A 24530-nucleotide genomic window follows, 5' to 3' on the forward strand; every position below is an offset into this window, starting at 1 on the left:
GCAGTTGCCAAAACGAGCATTCTTCATTAAAGGCTCGCCATGACCCAGATCGCCCATCACGACCGCCTCCTCATCATCGATTTCGGCTCCCAGGTGACGCAGCTGATTGCGCGGCGCCTGCGCGAATTGAACGTCTATTGCGAAATCCACCCCTACCAGAACGTCACGGACGACTTCCTGGCATCGTTCAAACCGAAGGCCGTGATCTTCTCCGGCGGTCCGGATTCGGTGACGCGCGAAGGCTCGCCTCGCCCGCCGCAATCGGTCTATGGGCTCGGCGTTCCGGTGCTCGGTATCTGCTACGGCCAGCAGGTGATGATGCAGGATCTCGGCGGACAGGTGGACGGCGGCAAGATTTCCGGCGGTGGCGGTACGGCAGAATTCGGTCGCGCCTATGTGACGCCGGTTGATGAGACCGATCCCTTCCTCGCCGGCTGGTTCGGGCAAGGCCGCGAGCAGGTCTGGATGAGCCATGGCGACCATGTGAGCCGCATTGCGCCGGGCTTTGAGGTCTACGGCACGTCGCCCAATGCACCCTTTGCCATCACTGCCGATCCGAAGCGTCACTTCTACGCCGTGCAGTTCCACCCGGAAGTCCACCACACGCCGAACGGCAAGACGCTCTACGAAAACTTCGTCAAGCTGGCGGGTTTCAAGGGCGACTGGACGATGGGCGCCTACCGCGCCGAGGCGATCGCCAAGATCCGCGCCCAGGTGGGCGACAAGCGCGTGATCTGCGGTCTCTCCGGCGGCGTCGACAGCTCGGTGGCCGCCGTCCTCATCCACGAGGCGATCGGCGAGCAGCTCACCTGCGTCTTCGTCGATCACGGCCTTCTGCGCCAGGGTGAGGCCGAAGAGGTCGTCACCATGTTCCGCGACCATTACAACATCCCGCTGATCCATGCCGACGAGCAGGAGCTGTTCCTCGGCGCGCTGGAAGGCGTGACCGACCCGGAAGTCAAGCGCAAGACCATCGGCAAGCTCTTCATCGACGTGTTCCAGAAGCACGCCAACTCGATCGACGGCGCCGAATTTTTGGCGCAGGGCACGCTTTATCCGGACGTGATCGAAAGCGTCTCCTTCTCGGGCGGTCCGTCCGTCACCATCAAGAGCCACCACAATGTCGGCGGCCTGCCGGAAAAGATGGGCCTGAAGCTGGTCGAGCCCTTGCGTGAACTCTTCAAGGACGAAGTGCGCGCGCTTGGCCGCGAACTCGGTTTGCCGGACAAGTTCATCGGCCGCCACCCCTTCCCCGGCCCCGGCCTTGCGATCCGGTGCCCGGGCGAAATCACCCGCGCCAAGCTCGAGATCCTGCGCAAGGCGGACGCCGTCTATATCGACCAGATCCGCAAGCACGGTCTTTACGACGAGATCTGGCAGGCCTTCGTCGCGATCCTTCCCGTGCGCACCGTCGGCGTGATGGGCGATGGCCGCACCTACGACTACGCCTGCGCGCTCCGCGCCGTCACCTCCGTCGATGGCATGACTGCGGACTATTACCCCTTCACCCACGACTTCCTGGGCGAAACGGCAACCCGCATCATCAACGAGGTCGAAGGCATCAACCGCGTGACCTACGACATCACATCCAAACCGCCCGGTACGATCGAGTGGGAATAAGCGGAGCATCCTGTCTGAGGATCTCGGACATGGTGTCTTCGTTTCAACGGTCGTGACGTCGCGATTGATCCGTCATGATCGCGTCGCTCTCGTCGCCAGACCCGTCAACGGTCTTGGCGCTCCCGAGCGGGCGGGCCAGGCTGGAGACGGTCCGGATCAGGCGAGCAACTGCGCGGGGATACCCAGTGCTGGACCGGCCTCCGCCAGCCGCTGGTCGAGCGTATACACGGTCGCGCCATGCTCGGCCGCGATGGCGAGATGCAGCGCGTCTCCCGCCCGCAAGCCAAGCACATGGTGATCAGCGAACCTTGCCGCTGCCCTGAACTGACCGACTGTCACGGGCAAGACTGTGAAACTTTCGGCAACCAGCATGTTGAACATGGCCAGTATTGCAGCGCGTTGCTCAAGGGTGATCTGTCCGGTCCGCAGCTTGATCGCCAAGGCAGACGACATCTCGGTGACTGTCCAGTCGCTGATCGAGAGCCGCGCCAGGTCCTGCTCCGCGAGCCAGCCCTGGATGTGCGGCGTCAGCGCTTCGTTGGAGGGCGCCGCAACGATCAGCGACGTGTCGAGATAAAACATCAGGAGCGATCGCCATCCCGCATCGACCGCACGAGATCGGCTGCAGTCTGGGACGGGGGAGTCATCGTCGCCGTCAGCGATTGAAGCAGTGCCGCATCAATCGGCTTGCGCGGCCTCTCCACCGCGGTCAGGCGTGCTACCGGCTTGCCGTGGCGGGTGATATCGATCGAGTCGCCCGCTTCGACCCGGTCGATCAGTTCGCTGAGATGGGCTTTGGCATCTGCGAGATTGATCGAAGGCATGTCACGCTCCTGACCATGTAATAGTCATATAGCCGATCAAGCGGATAGATTCCAGCTGGGCTTGCCGGTTTGCCTCTTCACCTGGATCAACCGGCCCGCGGCGGGTCCAGCGGCGAGAGGTCGAGCGGCTTGACGAATTGCCGACGGAAGGTCTGCAGCGCCTGTTTGCGGGCCAGCTTCGGATCCTGAAAGCCGCCGATATCGCCAAACCAGGAGCGCAGCATGCTGAGCGCCATCCGGTAACGGCCATCGATGCGGGCGCCATCCGCCGTCACGCCCGCATAACTGATCGGGATGGTGCGCGAGGCAATCTGAAAGCGCGCCTGCAGTTCCGCCTCCTCATCGCGGCCATGTCCCGCAACGACGGATTTCAGGTGCTTGCCGACCGGACGGGTGTGATGAACCGCCACCGCATCCAGGATCGCCGAACGATAGGGGCCACTCTCCGGCCAGCGGCACCAGACATAATCGAGGCCGAAGCCGGTCATGGTATTCTCAAACAGCGGCAGCGCCCGCTTCAGCATCGCGCGGTTCAGGCAGGGCACCATGATTTCCACCAGATTGGTGTAACGCAGGCGAAAGGCACGGCACTGCAGCAGCGGAAAATAGCTGTAATAGCTGCCTTGCGTCAGCGCCGGCTGGCTGAGCGCCAGTTCGTAGCGACGTGACAGCGCGAAGATCTGCTCGATCGCCGCGCCGGTCGTGGCAATGTCATCATCCGGCAGCCAGACATAATCATAGGCGTCGAGATCGAGTGCCAGTTGCTGAAAGCTCCTGTAGAGCCCATCCCATTTGCCACCCTTGACCAGAACGGCAAAGACGCCCTCTTCCGGGCGATGCCGTTCGAAGGCGGCTTGCGAATAATAGCTCACCAGGCAGTCGAAGGATCGCTCGGCATAGGGGCGATCAAGCCAGGCGGCATGCAACGAGGTGTCGCCGGCCCGAACGGCCACGAGATGTTTCTTGCCGCTGTCGCTCATGCCTTCACCCCGCCGCCCGTCTTGAGCGGCAGGCTATATCGCCGCGCCCAATACTTGGCAATGCGGGCGTATCACAGCGCTTGGTAGACGAAATGGTCGAAATCGGCAGGTCTTGCCCGCCCGGTGATGTCGAAGGCCAGCAGGCCGATGAAGGCACCGGTGAAGGAGCCGTGCTCACCCCGCCCGCCCTCGTCCGAGATGACCCCGGCATCCAGCACCGGACCGATCGGCTGCCAGTCGTGACTGCCCTCGCTGCGCCAGAAGAATTGCAGGTCGTTGTCCCGCACCTCCGCGGCGAGATGCACCGGACCATCGGGGATCGACACGCCGCTTTCGACCGGAAACGCCATGCGCCCATGCGGAAAATCGCCGGGGCAGGAGAAGATCGTCACCACGCGGCCCAGTTTCTCGTGCATCGTCACCACCAGCGCATGGAACTTGTGCCGGTTGTAATAATGCGTCAGCCCCGCGGCCTGCTGATAGGTCTCCGGCGCGAACTCAACCACCGTCTCGGCGCGAAAAGAGTGGTGTTCCTGCCGGCGCGCCACCAGGGCCTGCTCGAACCAGGAACCAAGGCTTTCGCGGCCATGCAGCCGCAAATGCCCTGCCCGGTCCGTCAGCGAGAAGATCCGTTCCGGTTCCGGCGTGCGCAGCCACTGGAAATCCTGCGGCAGAAGCTTGCTGTCGAAGTTATAGATCACCCGCGCCGGCTTTCCCTCCGGCATGGCATCGGTCGGTGCAGCCACGTCCACTGACGGCACGACGCCGCCGCCGGCCAGATAAAGCCAGTCGTCTTCCCGCCATTCGCATTTCTGCAGCGCCGTTTCGCGACCGAGCGTGCATCGGCGATGCGGCGGCAGCGGTCGGCCGCAGAGATGCGTGTGATAGGCCTCGCCCTCCGGCGTTTCGACATATTGTCCGTGGCCGGCCCGCTGCAACACGGCGTCGTGCGCATCCTTCGACGTAATCAGATGCCGGTCGGGATGCATCTCGTAGGGTCCCTCGATCCGCCGCGAGCGGGCCATGGTCACCGCGTGGTCATAGCCCGTGCCGCCTTCGGCCGTCGTCAGGTAATACCAGCCATTGCGCTTGAAGAGATGCGGCCCTTCCACCAGCCCGAGCGGGCTTCCGGCAAAGATGTTGCGCACCGGCCCCTTCAACTCACGCGTCTCCGCATCCCATTCCTGCAGCAGGATGCCATCGAAGGCCGGATGTTTCGGCGTACCGCCAAAGCTCTCCGTGCGGTGGTTCCACTGCATGTTGAGAAACCATTTTCGCCCGTCGTCATCGTGAAACAGCGAGGGATCGAAACCGGAGGAATTGACATACACCGGTTCCGACCAGTCCGCCTCGATGCTTCCCGCCGTGACGATATAGTTGTGCGCATCCTTGAAGTTGCCGTCGAAGCGCTTCACGTCGGTATAGACCAGCCAGAACTGCCCGTCCGCATAAGAGAGGCACGGCGCCCAGATGCCGCAGCTGTCCGGGTTGCCGCGCATGTCGAGCTGGCTTTTGCGCTCCAGCGGGCGGCGCACCAAGGTCCAGTTCACCAGATCGCGCGAATGATGGATCTGCACGCCCGGATACCACTCGAAGGTGGAGGTCGCGATGTAATAATCCTCGCCGACACGGCAGATGGATGGATCGGGGTTGAATCCCGGCAGAATGGGGTTCTTGATCATCGGGTGCTCCTCCGGCTCGCATGAAAAAAGCCGGCCGCGCCTCTCCCGAAGGACGCGACCGGCTCCCCACTCTCAACGCAACAGCGCAAGCGCCTCATCGACACCCAGCGCCGCCGGTTGGGTGCAGGTCGTGGCGAGGTCCACGAAGCACCCGTCCTGACCGGATTTCAGAATGCTCGTCATCACGTCGATGCCGTGCAAGGTCCGCTCAAGGGAACAACGCGGATCGCGACCCGAAAGCAAGGCCATCGCCATGTCCGCCAGGCCGGCCGTGCGGTAATTCGCGCGCGGGCCCTGCGGACTTTCCTGGTTAGCCTTGCCGAACGGATGATCCCATTCCTCCAGTGGTTGAATATCCTTGTTTTTACCTGAAGCTTCAACCTTTCCGCCAAAGAAATTTGGATCCGGAACGAAAATAGATCCCTCGGTGCCGTATAGTTCCATATTGTTATGACGATGTGACCACACATCCCAACTTGCAGACAGGGTCACCGTTGCACCGCTGGCGAATTCCAGCAGTGCATGAATATTGGTGGGCGTCTCGACGGGGATGACCGTTCCTGCCAGGGGCTGACTGGTGATGGTGCGGGTCGGGTTCGCCATGGAGGTCAAAGCCGCGACACGCTTCACCGGCCCGATCAGGTTGATCAGGTTGGCGATGTAATAGGGGCCGAGATCGAGGATCGGCCCGCCGCCGGCGAGGAAAAAGAAGCCGGGGTTCGGGTGCCACATCTCCATGCCGGGGCTCATCACGTGGCAGGTTCCCGACGTGATGCGGCCGATGCCGCCTTCGTCGATATATTTGCGGGCCAGCTGGTGCGCCCCGCCGAGGAAGGTATCGGGCGCACAGCCAATCGCGAGGTTCTTCGCTTTGGCAAGCGACCGCAGTTCCTCACCCTCTTCCAGGGACAGAACCAGCGGCTTTTCCGAATAGACGTGCTTGCCCGCCTCCAGAATCGCCTTGGAGACGGAGAAGTGCGTGGCGGGAATGGTGAGGTTGACGATGACGTCCAGGTCGTCGTTCTTCAGAAGGTCGTCCACGCTCTGCGCCTTCACCCCGTATTCCTCGGCCCTCAGCTGGGTCGCATTGGGATTCAGGTCCGCGCAGGCGAGCATTTTCAGCCCCTTGAACATCGGCGCGAGCGAGAGATAAGTCGTTGAAATATTGCCGCATCCAATGATGCCGACACCAAGTTCCTTGGCCATGTGGCGCTCCGGAGAAATCTGTTTCAGTAGGTTTCGAAGGCAGCAAGCGAGCGGCTGATCAGCCGGTCGAGATCCTTCGGATTGTCGTGTTCGAGGACAAAATGTTTGGCGGGCGTCTTGCGGAGCGCATCCATCAGGTCCTTCCACGGCACCGTGCCATGCCCCACATCCGCCCAGCCGTCCTCATCGGTATTTTCGCCGGCCGGCGCGATGTCCTTGACGTGCACGGCGCGGATGCGCTTGCCGTAGCTTTCGATCCAGGCGAAGGGATCGGCCTTGCCGCGCACCACCCAGGCAATATCCGCTTCCCAGGCGAGATCCGGCCCGCCGGCAAAGATCTGTTCCTGCGGCGTCGAGCCGTCGGCCAGCGTCTGGAATTCAAAATCGTGGTTGTGCCAGCCGAACACGTAACCGGCATCCTGGTATCGCTTGCCGGCCTCCGCCAGCCGCTGGCCGAAGGCGAACCAGCCACCGGCATCGCTGGGGCGCTGGTCGGGCATCAGGAAGGGGCAATAGATCGCCTCCATGCCGAGGATCTTGGCGATCTGCAGGGCGCGTGCCGGCTCGCGCTCCAGCATGTCGAGACCGAAATGGCCGGTCGGCATGGTCAGCCCGCCCGCCTCAAGGTCTGCCTTCAGCGCGTGCAGTCCTGCTTCGTCAAGGTTTGCATAGATGCCGCCATAGCCTTCCACCTGGGAATATCCGGCCTGCGAAAGCTTGATCAGCACCTCCGACAGCGTCGGAAAATTGCGGGCGCTGTAAAGCTGGAAGCTGAGTTCGGTCATCATTGTCCTCCCGGGCCATATGGCCCTTCATTGCCAAGGAATTCACCCCGCCATGCTGCAGGCGTGAAGATCGTAGAGGGTGAATGTGGGTTCGCCTTCACTGTCGGAAGACGGGGTGAACGTCACGCGGCGGCTTTCCCCCGCCGCGAGATCAAAGGCGTTGTCGGAAAAGCGGCCCGGCCGGTCGCTTTCGATGACGACGTAAAGGCCAAGACCGGCCGCCTGCACCGTCACGTCATAACCGCCGGTCGGCGCCGGCTGAACGTCGAGGGCAAGCCCTGCCGGCTGAAGGTCGAGGGCCTTGTAGGTGCCGGTCACGTGATGGCCCTCGCCCCCCATGCCGTTGCTCGCGGTGAAACGCCAGGCGAGCAGGCAATCGGCCGGGATTTCGGCGAGATCCAGCGTGGTCGCCACCACCGCCGCATCCGGGGAGCAGAGAATGTCGAGGCTCTGAAATTCGCGCCGGTCTCCGGAGAGGGTGAGCAGCGACAGGGTCAGCGTCACGGTCACATCGCTTGCCGTGTCGTTCACCACCGACATCTGAATGGAAGTTCCGTTGTCGGAGGGAATGGCCGCCACATTCACCGGCTGGAAGAAGCGTCGCGCCATGTAATGCAGGACTTTCCAGCTGCCGCCATAGTCGAGGCTCGACCAGGAAGCGACCGGCCAGGTGTCGTTGAGCTGCCAGTAGAGTGTGCCCATGCAATGGGGTTTCAGCGACCGCCAGTAATCCACGGCGGTGCGGATGGCGAGGCCCTGCTGGACCTGGGACAGGTAGACGAAGTTGGCAAAGCCTTCCGGAAATCGGAAATAACGGAACATGGTGGCGGCGATGCGTTCGTTGCCACCGACATTCTTCTGGTGCAGTTCCATCACCGGCGAGGCGATGTTCATGTCGCTCTCGCTCGCATAGGTGCGGATGACCGGCAGCGAGGTGTAGGACTGGAAGCCGAATTCCGAGCAGAAGCGCGGACGAACCTTGCGGTAGTCCTCGAACGGCTTGTTCTCGTGCCAGACGGACCAGTAATGCATGTCGCCGGAACCGTCCGCATGCCACGCATCGCCATAGTCGAGATAGCCGGAGGCGGGGCTGGAGGGCCACCAGAGCGCATCCGGCGCCACCTTCAAGAGCGCCTGTTCGATGGTGCGGTTTAGCCGGTCGTAGGACACGAGGTACCGGTCGCGGTTCTCGATCGATGGCTTGAACCAGGTCAGCGCGCCGACCAGTTCGTTGTCGCCGCACCACAGGACGATCGAGGGATGCGAGATCAGCCGGCGCACCTGATCATCCACTTCCGCCGCGACATTCTCCAGGAAATCCGGCGTCGAAGGGTAAAGATTGCAGGAGAACTGGAAATCCTGCCAGACCATCAGGCCCATTTCGTCGCAGAGATCGTAGAACCAGTCCGCTTCGTAGAAGCCGCCGCCCCAGACACGGATCATGTTCATATGGGCATCGACGGCGGACTGCAGCAGGTCGCGGGTCTTCTGCGGGCTCGTCAGCGAAAACAGCGCGTCGGCCGGAATCCAGTTCGCGCCTCGGCAAAAGATCTCGCGGCCGTTGAGACGAAAGGCAAACCGGCTTCCCGCTTCGTCCGGATCGGTTAGCAGTTCGGCGGTGCGCAGGCCGATGTTGCGGGTGACGGTTTCCGATGCCGTCTCGACCGAGAGTGTATAGAGCGCCTGCTCGCCGCTGCCGGCGGGCCACCAGAGGCGCGGCGCATCGATATGAAAGACGTGACTGACGGTCGTCTCACCCGGCCGCACGCCGACATCGAGCCGCACCTCGTCATCGCCCAGCGACAGGATGAGCGGCGTTGCTCCCATCTGCTTGGCATGAAGCGTGACGGTCACCGTCACATCAACGCCGTCCTCGCCATGATGCTGCCGGGTCGTGACGTGTTCGATCCGCGCCGCTTCAAGCTTGCGCAGCGCGATCGTGCCATAAAGGCCCAGCGGTGCCAGCGCGATATTCCAGTCCCAGCCGAAATGGCACTGCGGCTTGCGCAGCATGTTGCCATTGGCAATCGGCGAGTTGCCCTCGTGATAGGGCACATAGAACGGCTGCCGGGCCTGGCGCTTTTCCCCTTCGCGGATGCTGGAATAAAAGACAATGCGGATGCGGTTGTCGCCCTGGCGCAAGACATCGCTGACATCCGGCCGGTAGCGGCGAAAGCAGTTATCCGCTTCCAGCACCACCTGTCCGTTGATCTCGATCGTCGCCACCGTATCGAGGTCGGTCACGTCGAGATACCAGTCGCCGTCGGTCTCGGTCAGCTCGAAATCCTGCTCGATCTGCCAATCCTGCTCGGCGACCCAGCGCAGGTCGAGTTCGTTGCGGCCGACATAAGGATCCGGAATGAAGCCAGCATTTTTCAGCGCCGTATGCACATCCCCCGGTACCGGCATCAGCGCCACGGTCTGCTCGTCCAGCGATGAAAGCCGCCAGGTGCCTGCGAGGTCAAGGCTGGTCATGATGTCACTCCTGTGGGCCTGCGCATGTGGGGCGAAAGACCCCCTCTGGCTGCCGCCATCTCCCCCACAAGGGGGGAGACGACGCGCCGCGCCGTCCTGCCCACATCAGGGGTCGGCGGTGCGACCGGGTTAGCCCCTCCCCCCTGTGGGGAGGGGTTGGGGAGGGGTCTTTTCCTGTCGCCAATCGCATCAGATCCGGTCTTCCGTCTCGGCATCGAAGAGGGAGGCCATGCTCATGTCGAAGGCCATGCGGACACGGGCGCCCGGCGCATAGCGGCGTGCGCCGCCGATGCGCACCGACATCAGGTGACCGGCATGGTTCAGCCAGAGAAGATTGTCGGCCCCCATCGGTTCCTCGATATCGACCACCGCCTCATGCACTTCCTGCTGCTGCGTCTCGTCATCGACGGCAATATGTTCCGGCCGCACGCCGAGCACCACCTTGCGGCCCGCCTTCAGCGGTTCGGACGTGTCGTAGCCCGCGAGCGAGAAATCGACGCCATGGGTGCGGAAGACCGCACGACCGGCCACCTCGGCGATTTCGCCCTGCAGGAAATTCATTGATGGCGACCCGATGAAACCGGCGACGAACAGGTTCTTCGGTCGGTTGTAGATGACGATCGGGTCGTCCAGCTGCTGGATGACCCCGCTCTTCATGATGGCGATGCGGTCGGCGAGCGTCAGCGCCTCGATCTGGTCATGTGTAACGTAGATCATCGTGTTCTTGAGGCTCTGGTGCAGCCGCTTGATCTCCACACGCAGTTCGGAACGCAGCTTGGCATCGAGGTTAGACAGCGGCTCGTCGAAGAGGAAGACATCGACATCGCGCACCAAAGCACGGCCGATCGCGACGCGCTGGCGCTGGCCGCCGGAAAGTTCCGCCGGCTTGCGCTTCAAAAGCGGGCCGATCTGCAGGATCTCGGCGGCACGCGCCACCCGCTTGTCGATCTCCGCCTTCGGCACCTTGGCCACCTGCAGGCCGAAGGAGAGGTTCTTCTCCACCGTCATCTGCGGATAGAGCGCATAGGACTGGAACACCATGCCGATGCCGCGGTCCTTCGGTTCCTCCCAGGTGACATTGCGATCCTTGATGAAGATCTGCCCCTCGGTCGGCTCCAGCAGGCCGGCAATGCAGTTCAAAAGCGTGGACTTGCCGCAGCCGGACGAGCCGAGCAGCACGATGAACTCGCCATCGCGAATATCGAGGTTGAGATCCTTCAGAACCGTGATGGCCCCGAACGACAGCGAAAGATCACGAATGGAAACACTGTTGGCCATGGAAATCAGCCCTTTACTGCGCCGGCGGCAATACCGCGGACGAACAATCTGCCGGAGACGAAATAGACGATGAGGGGAACGGCACCGGTCAGAAGCGTGGCGGCCATGTTGACATTGTATTCCTTCACGCCCTGCACCGAATTGACGATATTGTTGAGCTGCACCGTCATCGGGTAGCTGTCCGGGCGGGTGAAGACGACGCCGAACAGGAAGTCGTTCCAGATGCCGGTGACCTGCAGGATCATCGCCACGACGAAGATCGGCAGCGCCATCGGCAGCATGATGCGGACATAGATCTGCCAGAACCCGGCACCATCGATGCGCGCCGCCTTGAACAATTCCTCCGGCAGCGCGGTGAAATAATTACGGAACAGCAGCGTCAGGATCGGCATGCCGAAGATGGTGTGCACGATGACAAGCCCGGTCAGCGTGCCGTAGATGCCGAGTTCGCGCAGCAGGATGACGATCGGGTAGATCATCACCTGGTAGGGAATGAAGGCGCCGACCACCAGGATCGAGAAGAACAGGTCCGCACCCTTGAAGCGCCAGTTGGCAAGAGCGTAACCGCTGACTGACGCAACGGCGATGGACACGACCACCGATGGCAGCAGGATGCGGACCGAGTTCCAGAACCCGCGCGAAAGACCGTCGCAGTTCAACCCGGTGCAGGCGCTCGCCCAGGCCTTGGCCCAGGGTTCGAACGTGATTTCCATCGGCGGCGAGAAGATATTCCCGAGTCGGACTTCCGGCATCCCCTTCATCGAGGTCACCATCATCACGTAAAGCGGCAGAAGATAATAGAGCGCCGCCAGGCCCAAGAGGCCGTACAGGATGATGTTGCGGCGCGACAGAACCTTGCGCGGACGGCGGCCGCGCGGGCCGGAAACGTCGGGGGCGACGGCATCGAAACTCGCCGCGGTGGTGTTGAGAGCGGTCACGTTAGCCACGCTTCTTGCCTCCGAATTCGAGATAGGCCCAGGGGATGATGATGATGGCGACCGTGATCAGCATCATGGTGGAAGCGGCAAACCCCTGCCCCAGGTTCTGCGCCTGGAACATGTAGTCGTAGACGTATTTTGCCGGCACTTCCGACGCGATACCGGGCCCGCCGCTGGTTTGCGCCACCACGAGGTCGTAGACCTTGACGATGCCGGAGGCGATCAGCACCAGCGTGGTGATGAAGACGGGCCGCATCATGGGAATGACGATCAGCAGGTAGGTCTTCCACATCGGGATGCCGTCCACCCGCGCCGCCTTCCAGATGTCCTCGTCGATGCCGCGCAGGCCCGCCAGCATCAGGCACATCACCAGCCCCGTGCCCTGCCAGAGGCCGGCAATCAGGATGCCGTAGATGACGATATCGGCATTGTAGAGCGGATCGAAGGTAAACGTCGTCCAGCCGAGCGACCGGACGATCGACTGGACGCCGAATTCCGGATTGAGGATCCACTGCCAGACGAGGCCCGTCACGATGAAGGACAGAGCGAAGGGATAGAGGAAGATCGTTCGGAAGGTGTTCTCGAAACGGATCTTCTGGTCCATCAGGGCCGCCAGGACAAAGCCGATGACCAGGCTGAAGATCAGCGTCAGGATACCGTAGATCGCGAGATTCTGGATCGAGATGATCCAGCGCGGCGCCGACCACAGGCGCTCATACTGGTCGAGCCCGACGAAGGACAGGCGCGGCAGGAGGCCGGATCGGGTAAAGGAATAGACGACCGTCCAGATCGTGCCCCCGAGAAAGACCACGAGCGCGATCAGGATCATCGGAGTGAGGGCGATCTTGGAATTCAGATTGCGAAAAAGCTGGTTCGGTCGGCCTTTATGCGCGAGACCCGCCATCTTTTTATCCTTCTCAATCGCGGCGAAGCGAGGAGGCGCAGATGGTCGGTCCGGCGCCGTCTCGGCACGTCGGGTCTGCCATCCAGGCCAGCAAGGTTCGGCCGAGGTTGCCAATGGACCGGCCGGTGCTGGGCTTGCACCGGCCGGCTTCCGTCACCGGGACGCGTGTCAGTCGGCGGCGGCAATGATATCGGAGAACCGTTTCTGCGCGGCTTCCGGCGTCATTGATTCATTGGCGAAGAACTGCGAGAACAGGTCTTCCTTCTGTTTCTGGGTATCCGGCGAGAGAAGCTGGTCGGTGCTGGAGAGGATGTTGCCCTTCGCCAGAACCTCGAGACCCTTCTTCATGCAGTCGTTGGCAGCGGACAGATCCACGTCACCCCGCACCGGCAGCGAACCTTTCTTCAGGTTGAAAGCAACCTGGGTTTTCGGATCGACGATCACCTCGGCCAGCGTCTCCTGCGCCTTGGACTTTGCCTCGTCCTTCAGCAGCGGGAAATAGAAGGCGTCGCCGCCGGCCGTCAGATACTGGTTCAGGCCAAGACCGGGCAGGCAGGTATAATCCGTTCCGGCCACCTTGCCGGCCAGCTGGAATTCGCCCTGCGCCCAGTCACCCATGATCTGGCCGCCGGCCTTGCCGGTCACGACCATGTTGGTCGCCTGGTTCCAGTCCTGCACATTGGTGCCCTTGGCGAGCTTGCGCGCCTCGTCGGCCGCCTTGAAGATCGCCGCCATTTCCGGGCCGGCAGCTGCCTTGGCATCCTTGTCCTTGAAGACCTTCATGTAGAGGTCCTTGCCGCCCAGCGAAATGATGAGCGTATCGAAGGCGCCCGTCGCCTGCCAGGGCTGACCACCCATGGCGAGCGGCTGGATGCCGGCCTTCTGCAGCGCGGGGCCGGCAGCGACGAACTCGTTCCAGTTCTTCGGCACCGGAACACCGGCGGTCTTGAAGGCGTCGTTGGACAGCCACAGCCACTGCCAGGAGTGGATGTTCACCGGCGCGCAATAGATCTTGCCGTCGATGGTGCAGCTTTCCAGAAGGCTCGCCGGTTTGATGATCTCTTTCCACTTGCCCTTTTCGGCAACGCTGGTGAGATCCCGCATCAGGCCAGCCTGCGCCAGTTCCTGCGCCTGACGACCATGGTTGAACTGGGTGGCACCCATCGGATCGCCGCCGGTGATACGGCTGATCATGATCGGTCGGGCGGTGCCGCCGGACCCGGCAATGGCTCCGTCGACCCATTTGTTGCCGGTCGCATCGAACGCCTTTGCCAGTTCCTTGACGGCTGCGGCTTCTCCGCCGGATGTCCACCAATGGGTGACTTCGAGGTCCGTTGCGCTTGCGTAGGTGGCCGGCAGCATCACGCTTGCCATGGCCATGGCTTTCATTGCACGCATATTCATGAGTCTCCTCCCTCACTGAAACGTTGCCGTAAAAAAGCTATGACAAGAAATCGCGGGGCGCAACCGTGTCTGGTGAAAATTTATTTTGATCAGTCGAAATACAACTTTAAATGTTCATCCAGACCTAAGCCGAGCTTGTGATGATGTCTCATCAATTCGGAATATACGCCTGAATAGCCCCGTTTTTCGGCCTATTTGTGCTCTCCCGCTTCTCGCATCCGCAAAATCAATGCCGCGCATGCGTTGTGCTATCCAGGGTCGCAAAAATTCCATCGCCCCTCAAAAAGGACTCGACATTTTTACTGCAACGTTTCAGTTTTTCAAAAATGAGGCTGCCATCGGGAGGAGGCATCCGTTTCCAGGCGAGCGAAAAATCATCTATAGTCTCCGGCCTGACTCGGGTGGACGACGCATGGACGACAATACGATCACAAAAGCCAGGCGATCGCCGGCGCCGGCCACTATGCGCCCGACGCTGAAGACGATCGCCTTCATGACGGGTCTCGGCATCACCACCGTGTCTCGCGCCTTGAAGGACGCGCCGGATATCGGTGCGGAAACCAAGGAACGGGTCCGCCTCGTGGCAAGCCAGCTTGGCTACCAGCCCAACCGGGCCGGTGTGCGCCTGCGGACCGGAAAGACCAATGTCATCGCGCTTGTGCTGAGCATTGATGAGGAGCTGATGGGCTTCACCAGCCAGATGATGTTCGGCATTTCCGAGGTTCTGGCGGGGACGCAGTATCACCTCGTGCTGACACCGCACATGCACCAGAAGGATCCGATGGCGCCGATCCGCTACATTCTCGATACGGGTTCTGCCGATGGCATGATCATCTCGCGAACGTCGCCGGATGATCCGCGGGTCGCCCTGATGATGGAGCGGAATTTTCCGTTTGCCACGCATGGCCGCACCGATATGGGCATCGTCCATCCTTTCCACGATTTCGACAACGAGGCCTATGCCTTCCAGGCGGTACAGAAGCTCGCCTCACTGGGGCGCAAACGCATTGCACTGCTCGCGCCGCCGGCAAAACTGTCCTACTACCTGCACACCCGCATCGGCTTCGAAAAAGCGCTTGCCGCCTTTGGCGCCACGGAAGTGGCGATGGGCCGCATCACCAGCGAAGCCTCACTCGACGAGGTGCGCACCCAGATGCAGGTGCTGATGCAGTCCGCCGATCCGCCGGACGGCGTCATCTCCATCAGCGGCAGCGCCAGCATCGCGCTTGTCGCCGGTCTGGAGGCCGCGGGGCGTCGGCTGGGGATCGATGTGGATATCGTCTCGAAACAGTCGGCGGAATTCCTGAACTGGGTGCGGCCGGAAATCTACACGGTCAACGAAAGCGTGCGTCTGGCTGGCCGCGAACTGGCCAAGGCGGTGATCGCCCGCATCGATGGCGTAGCGCCGGATCTCCTGCAGAGCATCAGCGATCCGGTCTGGTCGACCATGGCGCCCCGGTGAGCCCTCGGATCAGGCCTTGATGGCAAGCCGCACACCGCCCCAATGGCGTCCGTTGACGATGACGGGCGCGGAAATGTCCTTCATCAGCACGAACTGGCCGCCGCCCATGTCGCGGCGATAGGTCTGCAGCAGGAACGGTTCCGTGCTGCGGCCGGCCGCAAGTCCCACCCGGTCATTGAAGATGCGGCGGTTTCGGCAGTTGGCCGTATTCCATGTCGCATCGCCGCGCCGTTGTGGCTGCGAGAATTTGCGATTGTGGGTCGGCAGGTAACCATTGTTGTCGACGGCAGCGCAGAAGGCGATCCGCTCGTCGCCCTCGACGACACGCTCCAGGATGGCGGGCAAGACGGCGTCGGTGAACTCGGTGAACCGTGTCATGTACTGGACGGGATCCGTGCCCTGGATGGCACGGTAATCCCTGTCAAAGAGCGCGCCCGTGTCGATACGGCCGGTTCGAACCGATTGCTCGAAGAGCTGGCTGATGGTGTCGGCCACGCCCATGACCTGCTCGATATACGGTGTATCCGGTGTGCGAATGCCGGCACTGGCGGTTGCCTGGATCATCCGTTCGGAGATCGTCACCACATCGCCGACACGCGCCGACGTCTGCTGCAACTGATCGTTGGATTTCAGGACGGCGCTGGCGGTGGCAGCGATGCTGCTGGCAAATTCGCTGCACTGCCGGTCGACGGCTTCCGTCGTGCTTGCAAGCGTGGAGGCACCGTCCAGGATCTTCGACATCACCTCTTCCACCTCGTGGAAGGAGCCCTGCACGTCCTGCGCCGTGGTCTTGACGCCCTCCGCCGACACGCGCGCGCCTTCGCCGGCCGCGATCAGCTTCTCGATGCGCTGACTAAGGTGCAGAAGGGTTTCTTGGATGGAGGATGTCGTCTGCGAGGTCTGCAGGGACAAAGCCCGCACTTCCGCGGCCACGACGGCAAACCCCTTGCCGGCATCCCCGGCGCGGGCCGCTTCGATCGCGGCATTGAGGGCGAGAAGGTTGGTCTGGCGCGCGATGGTGCCGATCTCTTCCGCCAGCTTTCCCACATCGGCGAGCGCCGAGGAAAACGAACGGATCTCGACGCCCATTCCGCGCGACGCGTCCACCATATGGTCGATCGCATCGATGGAGCCGTTCAACTGCTGGGCCTGAAGGGTGAGAACCTGACGGGCATTGGTCGCGAGCTTGTCCGTCTCGCCCAGCGCATAGGCGATCTGGCGGTTGGCGTCGGCGATCGACTGAGCCGATCCGGTGATCCGCGTCAGAAGTTTCGCCTGCTCGGAGGATTGCGACGCCGTGTCCTGGATCGCGCCGGCAATATCCACCAGGTGAATGCCCAGCGCTGACGCTTCGGCAGCAAGCCGCGTCACGGCCTCTTGAAGAACGTCGTTCCGATCGGTTCCGCCCGTGGAAAAGGACGCCTGCATAACAGTTGCGTGCATAGTACCTCTCTCCCAATGCGGGAGATTGTGCACGCACAGCGTTAACGAGTGGTTGCGAGCCTCACTATACAACCGGCGTTAGGGGCGGCCCGGAGCCCGGATGGCCTGGGCCGCAACGCCTTCAGGATTAGCGACGCTCAAACGCGTTCGGGTCGATACCCAATGTCACCAGATCACGCTTGGCCGGTTGGCGGCCCGCTTCGAGGGCGGCGGACGCATGGGCGGCAGCACCGAAAACAGCCAGGGCACGACCGAGGAAACCACCACGCATGCTGTTGTTTTTCGTAGACATTGTCATCTCCTTTTGTCTGTCCCAAATATCGGACTGATCGCCGGATTCCGCAATGCACAAGAACCGATGGGAGGCATGCAGCGAGCGCATGCGAGTAGCCACAAGCTTTACCATTTGGTAATTCCTCGCGCGTGGAGAGATGCTAGTCTCCTGCCGATCGAGAGGGTGATGCATGACGACGATCTACGGAATCAAGAACTGCGACACGATGAAAAAAGCCCGGACCTGGCTGGACGGGCACGGCATTGCCCATCGTTTTCACGACTACAAGGCAGAAGGGATCGACCGCGCGCATCTCGAACGCTGGTCGGACGACAAGGGCTGGGAGACGCTTTTGAACCGGGCCGGCACCACCTTCCGCAAACTTTCCGATGCCGAGAAGGCGGATCTCTCCCGCGACAAGGCCATCGACCTGATGCTGTCACAGCCTTCGCTCATCAAGCGTCCCGTTCTGGAGACCGACGGCGGGATCACCGTCGGCTTCAAGCCGGAGCTCTATGCCGCGCTGTTTTCCCGCTGACGCGTTTTCCAAGGAAAGCACCCCATGTCCAGGACCACGCGCGGCACCCAGATGCTCGGCAAGGCCGGCATCGCCTTTACCGTCCACACCTATGACTACGACCCGAATGCGGAGCGCATCGGCCTGCAGGCGGCGGAAGCGATCGGCGAGCCACCGCACCGCGTGCTGAAGACGCTGATGGCGGAGGTGGATGGCAAGGCGGTCTGCGCCGTCGTGCCGTCGGACCGCGAGGTGTCGATGAAAAAGCTGGCCGCGGCCTTCGGCGGCAAGTCGGCGGCGATGATGAAGCCGGCGGCGGCGGAGAAGGCAACCGGCTACGTGGTCGGCGGCATCAGCCCCTTCGGCCAGAAGAAGAGCGTGCCGACGGTGATCGAGGAAGCCGCCATGGCCGAACCTTATGTCTACATGAACGGCGGCCAGCGGGGGCTGCAGGTGCGGCTGTCGCCGCAGGATGCCAAGAACGTGCTCAATGCCATCGCCGCCTCGGTTGTTGCCGAGGCCTGAACGGCGGACTATGTCTGTGAGACATCACGATCCTCAAAGACAGGCTTTCTTTCCATGACGATCCATTCCGCCATCAACACGCCCATCGATCCGGTGAAACTCGACAAGCTGGCGGAAGTCGCCGTCAAGGTCGGCCTGCAGCTGAAGGCAAACCAGGATCTCGTCATCACCGCGCCGATCGCGGCCCTGCCGCTGGTGCGCGAGATCACCAAACATGCCTACATGGCCGGCGCCGGTCTCGTCTCCACCTTCTATTCCGACGAGGAGACGACGCTCGCCCGTTACCGCCACGCACCGGATGCGAGCTTCGACAAGGCGGCGAGCTGGCTGTATGACGGCATGGCCAAGGCTTACGAGGGCGGCGCGGCTCGCCTTGCCATCTCCGGCGACAATCCGATGATGCTCGCCAACGAGGACCCGCAGAAGGTGGCGCGCGCCAACAAGGCAAATTCTATCGCCTACAAGCCGGCGCTCGAAAAGATCTCGAACTTCGACATCAACTGGCACATCTGCTCCTATCCCAACCCCTCCTGGGCGCGGCAGGTGTTTCCGGATCTGCCGGAAGAGGAAGCCGTGCACAAACTGGCGGAAGCGATCTTTTCCGCCTCGCGCATCAACACGCCCGACCCGATCGCCGCCTGGGCCGAGCATAATGCCAACCTGAAAAAACGCTCCAGCTGGCTGAACGGCGAACGTTTTGCTGCCCTGCATTTCACCGGCCCCGGCACGGACCTCACCGTCGGCCTGGCGGACGGCCACGAATGGCACGGCGGCGCCTCCACCGCCAAGAACGGCATCACCTGCAACCCGAACATTCCGACCGAGGAAGTGTTCACCACGCCGCACGCGCTGAAGGTGGAGGGTGTCGTTTCTTCCACCAAGCCGCTGTCGCACCAGGGCACGCTGATCGACAATATCCAGGTGCGGTTCGAAGCGGGCCGGATCGTCGAGGCAAAGGCGTCCAAAGGCGAATCGGTGCTGAACAAGGTGCTCGATACCGATGAGGGTGCCCGCCGTCTGGGCGAGGTGGCGCTTGTGCCGCATTCCTCGCCGATCTCGGCGTCGGGGATTCTCTTCTACAACACGCTGTTTGATGAGAACGCCTCCTGCCACATCGCGCTTGGCCAGTGCTATTCGAAGTGCTTCCTCAACGGCGCCTCGCTGACGCCGGATCAGATCAAGGCGCAGGGCGGCAATTCCTCGCTGATCCACATCGACTGGATGATCGGCTCCAACCTCGTGGATATCGACGGTATCCGCGCCGATGGCTCGAAAGTCCCCGTCATGCGCAAGGGCGAATGGGCCTGAGCCGACCGTTTCTCTGATCTGCCCCGTCGCGGAGGAGCGGCGGGGTCTTCGTTTGTTTCGCATTCCATCGGCGGCCCGCATCGAACAAGCATGCCAAGCGGTCGCCCTCACACATCCCCTGGGAGGATCTCATGTTGCGTTTCGGAATTCTGTCCACCGCGCGTATCGGCCAGAACGCGGTAGTCCCGGCCATCCAGGACGCGGAAAACTGCGTCGTCACCGCCATTGCCAGCCGCGATGTCTCCCGCGCCCGTGCCATGGCCGACCGCTTTTCCGTGCCGCATGCCTTCGGCTCCTATGAGGAGATGCTGGCCTCGGATGCGATCGACGCCGTCTACATTCCGCTGCCGACCAGCCAGCATGTGGAATGGACCATTAAGGCCGCCAATGCCGGCAAGCACGTGCTCTGCGAAAAGCCGATCGCGCTGAAGGCTGCCGAGATCGATCAACTGATCGCCGCGCGCGACCGAAATAAGGTGTTGATCGCCGAAGCCTTCATGATCACCTATGCGCCGGTCTGGCGGAAGGTGCGCGAACTTCTGGCCAAGGGCGCGATCGGTCGCCTGCGCCATGTGCAGGGCGCCTTCACCTATTTCAACCGAGATCCCGGCAACATGCGCAATATTCCGGCACTCGGCGGCGGCGGCCTGCCGGATATCGGCGTCTATCCTACGATGGCCACGCGCTTTTCCACGGGCAAGGAGCCGCTCCGCGTCCAGGCAACCACCGAACGCGACACGGAATTCGGCACCGACATCTACTCGTCCGTGAAGGCCGATTTCGGTGATTTCGACCTCTCCTTCTACATCTCCACCCAGATGGCACATCGCCAGGTGATGGTCTTCCACGGCACCGACGGCTTCATCGAGGTCAAATCCCCGTTCAATGCGGATCGCTACGGCGCCGAAGAAGTGGAACTGACAGACCAGTCGCATGGCCGCTCCGAAGTCTTCCGCTTCCAGGACAGCCGGCAGTACAAGCGCCAAGCGGAAGCCTTCGCGACAAAGGCGATGGGCGGCGAAGCGGAGGTGGTGTCGCTGGAAAGCTCGCGCTTCAACCAGCGCTTCATCGACGCGGTCTACCGCGCCAGCGACAAGGACGGCTGGGAAACTGTCTGAGCCTCAGCGGCTCTCGTTGTCCCTCCGCCGATGGCGGAAGACGAAGCGGGAATAGCCAAAATAGGTATAGGCCATCGCGCCCAGCGAGGCGAAGACCACGGCCACCACCGGCTGCAGCATCGGCAGCCGGTGGATGAGCAGTGAATAGATCGCATAGTTCAGGAGCGCCGAGGTGACCCCCACCGCCCAATAGCGAAAACCTTCCGCCACCAGCGAATGCTGCGACCGGCCGAAGGTAAAGGTGCGGTTGATGAACCAGGTGAAGGCCATGGCCGCAAGGATCGCCGGGATGCGTGCGGCAAACGGGCTGAGACCGGCAAGAATCAGGCCTTGCGTCAACCCGGCATCAATGACGAAGCCTGTCCCCCCGGCAAACAGGAACCAGATCAGCTTTCTCACGCGGCCCGCGCCCCGCTTGCCGGATTGACCTTGTCGCTGGATGAGGCCTCGCGTTCCCCCAGCCGGTCCGGCTGGTTGAGATAGGCAAGCCGCAGCATCTCGTTGCGGCCGCGCGCCACCGAATCCAGGATAACGCCGGCGGTCAGGGCGACGGAGGAGAGGCTGATCAAGGCCAGCGACAGCATCCAGGTCGGCATGCGCGGCACGAGCCCCGTCTCGAAATATTCGATCAGAACCGGGATCGAGAGCAGGCTTCCGCTCGAAAACAGGACCGCGGCAATCAGGCCGAAGAAGATGAAGGGCCGGGTTTCCTTCATCAGCATGGCGAACATGCGCAGGATGCGAAAACCGTCGCGGAAGGTGGAGAGTTTCGAGAACGACCCCTCCGGCCGGCGCCCGTAATTCAGCTCCAGCTCCGCCACCGGCAGTTTCAGCCGCGAGGCGTGCACCGACATTTCCGTCTCGATCTCGAAGCCGCCCGAGACCGCCGGGAAGCTTTTCACATAGCGGCGGGTAAAGGCGCGGTAGCCGGAAAAGATGTCGGAAAAATCCGGCCCGAACATCTGCCGGTAGAGAATGTTGAACAGCCGGTTGCCGGCGGCATGGCCCTGGCGCCCCGCATCGTCATGCACGCCGCGCCGTGTGCCGACCACCATGTCCACCCGCTCCGTCAGAAGCGTGCGGATCAGTTCCTCGGCATCGTCCGGCGCGTAGGTGCCGTCGCCATCGGCCATCACGTAGATGTCGGCGTCGATATCGGCAAACATGCGCCGCACCACATGGCCTTTGCCCTGGCGGCGCTCGCGGCGCACCTCGGCCCCGGCCAGCATCGCGGCAAGCGCCGTCCCATCGGTGGAATTGTTGTCGTAGACAAAGATGCGGGCCGTTGGCAGCGCCAGCCGGAACCCCCGCACGACCGAAGCGATGGTGGCCGCCTCGTTATAACAGGGAAGAAGAACGGCGATCGAAAGATCACCCGTTGCGGCCTGGTCCATGACGTTTACCCGCTACTCGGTACAGTGCGGGCCGAAGTCTTCCGGCCCCGCGCGCTTTACTATTTCTTGAGAAGGTTAAGGCTAGGTTTCCGGGGACAAGATGTGGCCTGCCGGCCCGGCCGCCGAGGACCAGAATATGACAGCTTTCCTGCGACACAGCCCCGTTGTGCCTGACCAGCGCCGCCGCCCGGCAGGGTTCTGGGATCGCTTTTTCCCCTCGCTTCTGGCCTATGCCATCGTGGTGATCGCGGCCCTGCTCGTTTTCCACGTGCCGAGCGCCACCGATTATGTCGGCAAGGACAATGACGACGTGATGCGGCTTGTGGAGGTGCGCGACTGGCTGTCCGGGCAGAGCTGGTTCGACCTGATGCAATACCGCCTCGGTCTGGAGGGCGGCACGCTGATGCACTGGTCGCGGCTGGTCGATCTGCCGATCGGCGGTCTGATCCGGTTTTTCTCGCTGTTTGCCGCCTCGCCCGAACAGGCGGAAGCGCTGGCGCTCACCGTCTGGCCGCTGCTTCTCGGTGCTCTGTTCATTGCGGCTGCCGGCTTCGGTGGCCGGCGCATGGGCGGCGTTTCCACCATGCATATCGGCTTCGGCCTCGCCTCGCTCTTCGTCTTCACCTCGGTGCGCTTCTATCCGGGCTCGATCGATCACCATAACCTGCAGCAGGTGCTGATGGTGTTCCTGGCCGCCTGCCTGATCGACCGCCGCCGGGGGGGACTGAGCCATGTCATGGCCGGCGTCACGGCGGCGATTGCGATTGCCATCGGCGCGGAAACCGTGCCGATCGTCGCGGTCGCCTGCGCCTGTGTCGCCGTGCAATGGGCCTGGCATGGCGAAGCCTTCGGGGCTCCGGCCCGTGCCTTCGGCCTCTCGCTGAGCCTCTCCATAACCGCACTCTTCGTCGCGACGGTGCCCCCGGCACATTATGGCATGGTGACCTGCGACAACCTCTCGCTTGGTTTCTATTCGCTGACAGCCCTTGGCGGCGCCGGCCTGTTTTTGCTGGCACTTGGGGTGAAGGGCGCAAGCCAGAAGCAGCGTTTCCTCGCTCTCGGCGGCCTCGGCATCGCCATGCTCGCCGCCGCCGTCCTCATTGCGCCGCAATGCCTCGGCAGCCCGCTCTCCGGCCTCGATCCGATGCTGCGCGACCTTTGGCTCAACAATGTGACCGAAGCCCAGCCCTTCCTGTCGCAGCTCAGGTATGAACCCTCGACCGTCGGCGGCTTCTATGCGGTCGGCCTGTTTGCCATTGCGATCTGCGCGTTCCGTGTCCTCGACCGGGAGAAGACCGAGATCCATCTGGTGCTCCTGGCGCTGATCGGGATCGCCTGGATCATCTCGCTCATCCAGGTGCGCGGGTCATTCCTGGCCAACGCCCTCACCATCCTGCCGCTATCGCTGATCATCGATGATCTTCGCCGCCAGTCACATGCGGAGCCGGAAAACATCAATGCCGGCTTCGTCTATGTCATAACGGTGCTGATGTCGGTGCCGGTCGTCTGGGTGTTCTTTGGCGCGGTCTCTACCAAGGGCATCGGCAACTCCATCAGCATCAGCGCGCTCACCGAGGCGAGCGCCCCGAAACGGACGGCGGAAGCCTGCACCAGCCGCACCGATATGAAGGCGCTGGCTGCCCTTCCCCCGGGCGTGATCGCCGCACCCTCCGAAAGCGGCGCAACCATCCTGCGCTACACGGCCCACCGCGTCCTCTCGGCTCCCTATCACCGCAACCAGGGCGGCATGCTGACGGAACTGCATATCGGGCTGGCAAGCGCCAAGGAGGCGGAAGCGTTCCTGAGGGGCGCACAGGTCACGGTGCTCGCCTTCTGCGCGACCGATCCGCAGACGCAGGCCCTCAAGCGGCTGAAGCCGGATGGTTTGTATGCCGATCTCTCCAACGGCAAGGTTCCGCCCTATCTGCAGGCGCTTCCTGTTACCGATCCGGACGGCTTCCGGCTCTATCGGGTCATCAGCCGCTGATCTTTGTTGAAAGCACGTACTGCCGCCTGTATCCAAGCAGGAGGAGCATCGCCACCGACAGCATGAGACCGGCGTTGACGCCGCCGATTGCCAGAAGCAGCGGCCAGAGCGAGAACTGACCCGAGACGACCACGCTGATGGCAAAAAGGACCGGGATCGCGACGGCGAGGCTGATGATGACGAAAAGCGAACGCAGGTGAGCCGCGGCAGTCCCCAGCAGGCAGGCAGTCAGAAGCACCACGGGCAAAGATCCTTCGTCTGGACGTCTGCCCCCTCCCATAACGGCAAAATCCCAACAAAGCCCCGCTGCCGGCCTCAGCCTGCCGAAAACCGCGGATCAGCCTTAAGGCCAGATGAAGCATGAGGATTAACGCTTGCCTTACGCACGGATTTTGCAACCTGCACA

At 62.4% G+C, this 24530-nt stretch carries 23 protein-coding genes; 7 read left to right on the forward strand and 16 right to left on the reverse strand.

Translation table 11 applies throughout. From position 1 onward, the window contains the following. The first annotated feature begins 39 nt into the window (after positions 1-39). The gene (guaA, locus tag G6N78_RS04270) at positions 40-1620 is read left to right on the forward strand and encodes a glutamine-hydrolyzing GMP synthase (protein ID WP_165216023.1); all 1581 of its coding nucleotides are present in this window, start codon (positions 40-42) and stop codon (positions 1618-1620) included. Positions 1621-1776: 156 nt separating this feature from the next. On the opposite strand, the gene G6N78_RS04275 is transcribed toward guaA, so the two are convergent. From G6N78_RS04275 to G6N78_RS04325, 11 genes are all read right to left on the reverse strand, one after another. Then, entirely contained in the window at positions 1777-2202 is a 426-nt protein-coding gene (locus G6N78_RS04275; RefSeq protein ID WP_165216024.1) for a type II toxin-antitoxin system VapC family toxin, read from the reverse strand. Further along, positions 2202-2444, reverse strand: coding sequence for a type II toxin-antitoxin system Phd/YefM family antitoxin (locus G6N78_RS04280; protein ID WP_165216025.1), 243 nt, complete (start codon positions 2442-2444; stop codon positions 2202-2204). The genes G6N78_RS04275 and G6N78_RS04280 overlap by 1 nt, the downstream gene beginning before the upstream one ends. An 86-nt stretch (positions 2445-2530) precedes the next feature. Further along, the gene (locus tag G6N78_RS04285; RefSeq protein WP_165216027.1) at positions 2531-3424 is read right to left on the reverse strand and encodes a hypothetical protein; all 894 of its coding nucleotides are present in this window, start codon (positions 3422-3424) and stop codon (positions 2531-2533) included. Between the two features lie 71 nt (positions 3425-3495). Continuing rightward, positions 3496-5106, reverse strand: coding sequence for a glycoside hydrolase family 43 protein (locus G6N78_RS04290; protein ID WP_165216028.1), 1611 nt, complete (start codon positions 5104-5106; stop codon positions 3496-3498). Positions 5107-5178: 72 nt separating this feature from the next. Beyond that, positions 5179-6312, reverse strand: a complete 1134-nt coding sequence (locus tag G6N78_RS04295; protein WP_165221265.1) for a Gfo/Idh/MocA family protein — start codon at positions 6310-6312, stop codon at positions 5179-5181. Positions 6313-6335: 23 nt separating this feature from the next. Then, positions 6336-7097, reverse strand: a complete 762-nt coding sequence (locus G6N78_RS04300; protein ID WP_165216030.1) for a sugar phosphate isomerase/epimerase family protein — start codon at positions 7095-7097, stop codon at positions 6336-6338. Positions 7098-7139: 42 nt separating this feature from the next. Further along, positions 7140-9572: a beta-mannosidase gene (locus G6N78_RS04305; protein ID WP_165216031.1), complete on the reverse strand. Its 2433-nt coding sequence runs from the start codon at positions 9570-9572 to the stop codon at positions 7140-7142. 189 nt (positions 9573-9761) lie between these two features. Beyond that, on the reverse strand, positions 9762-10850 hold the full coding sequence (locus G6N78_RS04310; RefSeq protein ID WP_165216033.1) for an ABC transporter ATP-binding protein: 1089 nt from the start codon (positions 10848-10850) through the stop codon (positions 9762-9764). A 5-nt stretch (positions 10851-10855) separates the two neighbouring features. After that, positions 10856-11797, reverse strand: coding sequence for a carbohydrate ABC transporter permease (locus G6N78_RS04315; RefSeq protein WP_165216034.1), 942 nt, complete (start codon positions 11795-11797; stop codon positions 10856-10858). Beyond that, entirely contained in the window at positions 11790-12692 is a 903-nt protein-coding gene (locus tag G6N78_RS04320; RefSeq protein WP_165216036.1) for a carbohydrate ABC transporter permease, read from the reverse strand. Before G6N78_RS04320 ends, G6N78_RS04315 begins: the two co-directional genes overlap by 8 nt. 168 nt (positions 12693-12860) lie before the next feature. Beyond that, positions 12861-14096, reverse strand: a complete 1236-nt coding sequence (locus tag G6N78_RS04325; protein ID WP_165216037.1) for an ABC transporter substrate-binding protein — start codon at positions 14094-14096, stop codon at positions 12861-12863. Between the two features lie 412 nt (positions 14097-14508). On the opposite strand from G6N78_RS04325, the gene G6N78_RS04330 reads away from it, so the two are divergent. Beyond that, positions 14509-15558: a LacI family transcriptional regulator gene (locus G6N78_RS04330; protein ID WP_234905875.1), complete on the forward strand. Its 1050-nt coding sequence runs from the start codon at positions 14509-14511 to the stop codon at positions 15556-15558. Between the two features lie 9 nt (positions 15559-15567). Here G6N78_RS04330 and G6N78_RS04335 read toward each other — a convergent pair whose 3' ends face one another. After that, on the reverse strand, positions 15568-17001 hold the full coding sequence (locus tag G6N78_RS04335; RefSeq protein ID WP_165216040.1) for a methyl-accepting chemotaxis protein: 1434 nt from the start codon (positions 16999-17001) through the stop codon (positions 15568-15570). Positions 17002-17128: 127 nt separating this feature from the next. Further along, entirely contained in the window at positions 17129-17293 is a 165-nt protein-coding gene (locus G6N78_RS04340; RefSeq protein ID WP_165216041.1) for a hypothetical protein, read from the reverse strand. Between the two features lie 172 nt (positions 17294-17465). Between G6N78_RS04340 and G6N78_RS04345 the strand changes: the two genes are divergently transcribed. From G6N78_RS04345 to G6N78_RS04360, 4 genes are all read left to right on the forward strand, one after another. After that, positions 17466-17813, forward strand: a complete 348-nt coding sequence (locus tag G6N78_RS04345) for an ArsC family reductase (protein ID WP_165216043.1) — start codon at positions 17466-17468, stop codon at positions 17811-17813. 24 nt (positions 17814-17837) lie between these two features. Beyond that, positions 17838-18317, forward strand: coding sequence for a Cys-tRNA(Pro) deacylase (ybaK, locus tag G6N78_RS04350; protein WP_165216047.1), 480 nt, complete (start codon positions 17838-17840; stop codon positions 18315-18317). Positions 18318-18371: 54 nt separating this feature from the next. Further along, positions 18372-19625 carry an aminopeptidase gene (locus G6N78_RS04355; protein ID WP_165216048.1) on the forward strand — a complete coding sequence of 418 codons (1254 nt, stop codon included), beginning with the start codon at positions 18372-18374 and terminating at the stop codon, positions 19623-19625. Between the two features lie 131 nt (positions 19626-19756). Then, on the forward strand, positions 19757-20743 hold the full coding sequence (locus tag G6N78_RS04360) for a Gfo/Idh/MocA family protein (protein WP_165216049.1): 987 nt from the start codon (positions 19757-19759) through the stop codon (positions 20741-20743). 3 nt (positions 20744-20746) lie between these two features. Here G6N78_RS04360 and G6N78_RS04365 read toward each other — a convergent pair whose 3' ends face one another. Both G6N78_RS04365 and G6N78_RS04370 read right to left on the reverse strand, forming a co-directional pair. Next, positions 20747-21142: a GtrA family protein gene (locus G6N78_RS04365; protein ID WP_165216050.1), complete on the reverse strand. Its 396-nt coding sequence runs from the start codon at positions 21140-21142 to the stop codon at positions 20747-20749. Then, entirely contained in the window at positions 21139-22137 is a 999-nt protein-coding gene (locus G6N78_RS04370) for a glycosyltransferase (RefSeq protein WP_165216051.1), read from the reverse strand. Before G6N78_RS04370 ends, G6N78_RS04365 begins: the two co-directional genes overlap by 4 nt. Before the next feature lie 136 nt (positions 22138-22273). Between G6N78_RS04370 and G6N78_RS04375 the strand changes: the two genes are divergently transcribed. Further along, complete coding sequence (locus tag G6N78_RS04375) at positions 22274-24124, forward strand: hypothetical protein (protein ID WP_234905876.1); 1851 nt, start codon at positions 22274-22276, stop codon at positions 24122-24124. Here G6N78_RS04375 and G6N78_RS04380 read toward each other — a convergent pair. Further along, positions 24114-24365 (reverse strand): hypothetical protein, encoded by a 252-nt coding sequence (locus G6N78_RS04380; protein WP_165216053.1) that lies wholly within the window; start codon positions 24363-24365, stop codon positions 24114-24116. The genes G6N78_RS04375 and G6N78_RS04380 overlap by 11 nt on opposite strands. Positions 24366-24530 lie beyond the last annotated feature (165 nt).

Origin of the sequence: Allorhizobium pseudoryzae, from assembly GCF_011046245.1 — a bacterium.
Classification (GTDB): Bacteria; Pseudomonadota; Alphaproteobacteria; order Rhizobiales; family Rhizobiaceae; genus Neorhizobium; species Neorhizobium pseudoryzae.

Excerpts from the sequence above, each read along its gene's own strand:
- guaA (WP_165216023.1), top strand. The coding sequence starts at position 40 with ATGACCCAGATCGCCCATCACGACCGCCTCCTCATCATCGATTTCGGC.
- G6N78_RS04275 (WP_165216024.1), bottom strand. The coding sequence starts at position 2,202 with ATGTTTTATCTCGACACGTCGCTGATCGTTGCGGCGCCCTCCAACGAA.
- G6N78_RS04295 (WP_165221265.1), bottom strand. The coding sequence starts at position 6,312 with ATGGCCAAGGAACTTGGTGTCGGCATCATTGGATGCGGCAATATTTCA.
- G6N78_RS04320 (WP_165216036.1), bottom strand. The coding sequence starts at position 12,692 with ATGGCGGGTCTCGCGCATAAAGGCCGACCGAACCAGCTTTTTCGCAAT.
- G6N78_RS04340 (WP_165216041.1), bottom strand. The coding sequence starts at position 17,293 with ATGTCTACGAAAAACAACAGCATGCGTGGTGGTTTCCTCGGTCGTGCC.
- G6N78_RS04325 (WP_165216037.1), bottom strand. The coding sequence starts at position 14,096 with ATGAATATGCGTGCAATGAAAGCCATGGCCATGGCAAGCGTGATGCTG.
- G6N78_RS04330 (WP_234905875.1), top strand. The coding sequence starts at position 14,509 with ATGGACGACAATACGATCACAAAAGCCAGGCGATCGCCGGCGCCGGCC.
- G6N78_RS04370 (WP_165216051.1), bottom strand. The coding sequence starts at position 22,137 with ATGGACCAGGCCGCAACGGGTGATCTTTCGATCGCCGTTCTTCTTCCC.
- G6N78_RS04305 (WP_165216031.1), bottom strand. The coding sequence starts at position 9,572 with ATGACCAGCCTTGACCTCGCAGGCACCTGGCGGCTTTCATCGCTGGAC.
- G6N78_RS04290 (WP_165216028.1), bottom strand. The coding sequence starts at position 5,106 with ATGATCAAGAACCCCATTCTGCCGGGATTCAACCCCGATCCATCCATC.
- G6N78_RS04285 (WP_165216027.1), bottom strand. The coding sequence starts at position 3,424 with ATGAGCGACAGCGGCAAGAAACATCTCGTGGCCGTTCGGGCCGGCGAC.
- G6N78_RS04360 (WP_165216049.1), top strand. The coding sequence starts at position 19,757 with ATGTTGCGTTTCGGAATTCTGTCCACCGCGCGTATCGGCCAGAACGCG.
- G6N78_RS04355 (WP_165216048.1), top strand. The coding sequence starts at position 18,372 with ATGACGATCCATTCCGCCATCAACACGCCCATCGATCCGGTGAAACTC.
- G6N78_RS04335 (WP_165216040.1), bottom strand. The coding sequence starts at position 17,001 with ATGCACGCAACTGTTATGCAGGCGTCCTTTTCCACGGGCGGAACCGAT.
- G6N78_RS04345 (WP_165216043.1), top strand. The coding sequence starts at position 17,466 with ATGACGACGATCTACGGAATCAAGAACTGCGACACGATGAAAAAAGCC.
- ybaK (WP_165216047.1), top strand. The coding sequence starts at position 17,838 with ATGTCCAGGACCACGCGCGGCACCCAGATGCTCGGCAAGGCCGGCATC.
- G6N78_RS04375 (WP_234905876.1), top strand. The coding sequence starts at position 22,274 with ATGACAGCTTTCCTGCGACACAGCCCCGTTGTGCCTGACCAGCGCCGC.
- G6N78_RS04300 (WP_165216030.1), bottom strand. The coding sequence starts at position 7,097 with ATGACCGAACTCAGCTTCCAGCTTTACAGCGCCCGCAATTTTCCGACG.
- G6N78_RS04310 (WP_165216033.1), bottom strand. The coding sequence starts at position 10,850 with ATGGCCAACAGTGTTTCCATTCGTGATCTTTCGCTGTCGTTCGGGGCC.
- G6N78_RS04280 (WP_165216025.1), bottom strand. The coding sequence starts at position 2,444 with ATGCCTTCGATCAATCTCGCAGATGCCAAAGCCCATCTCAGCGAACTG.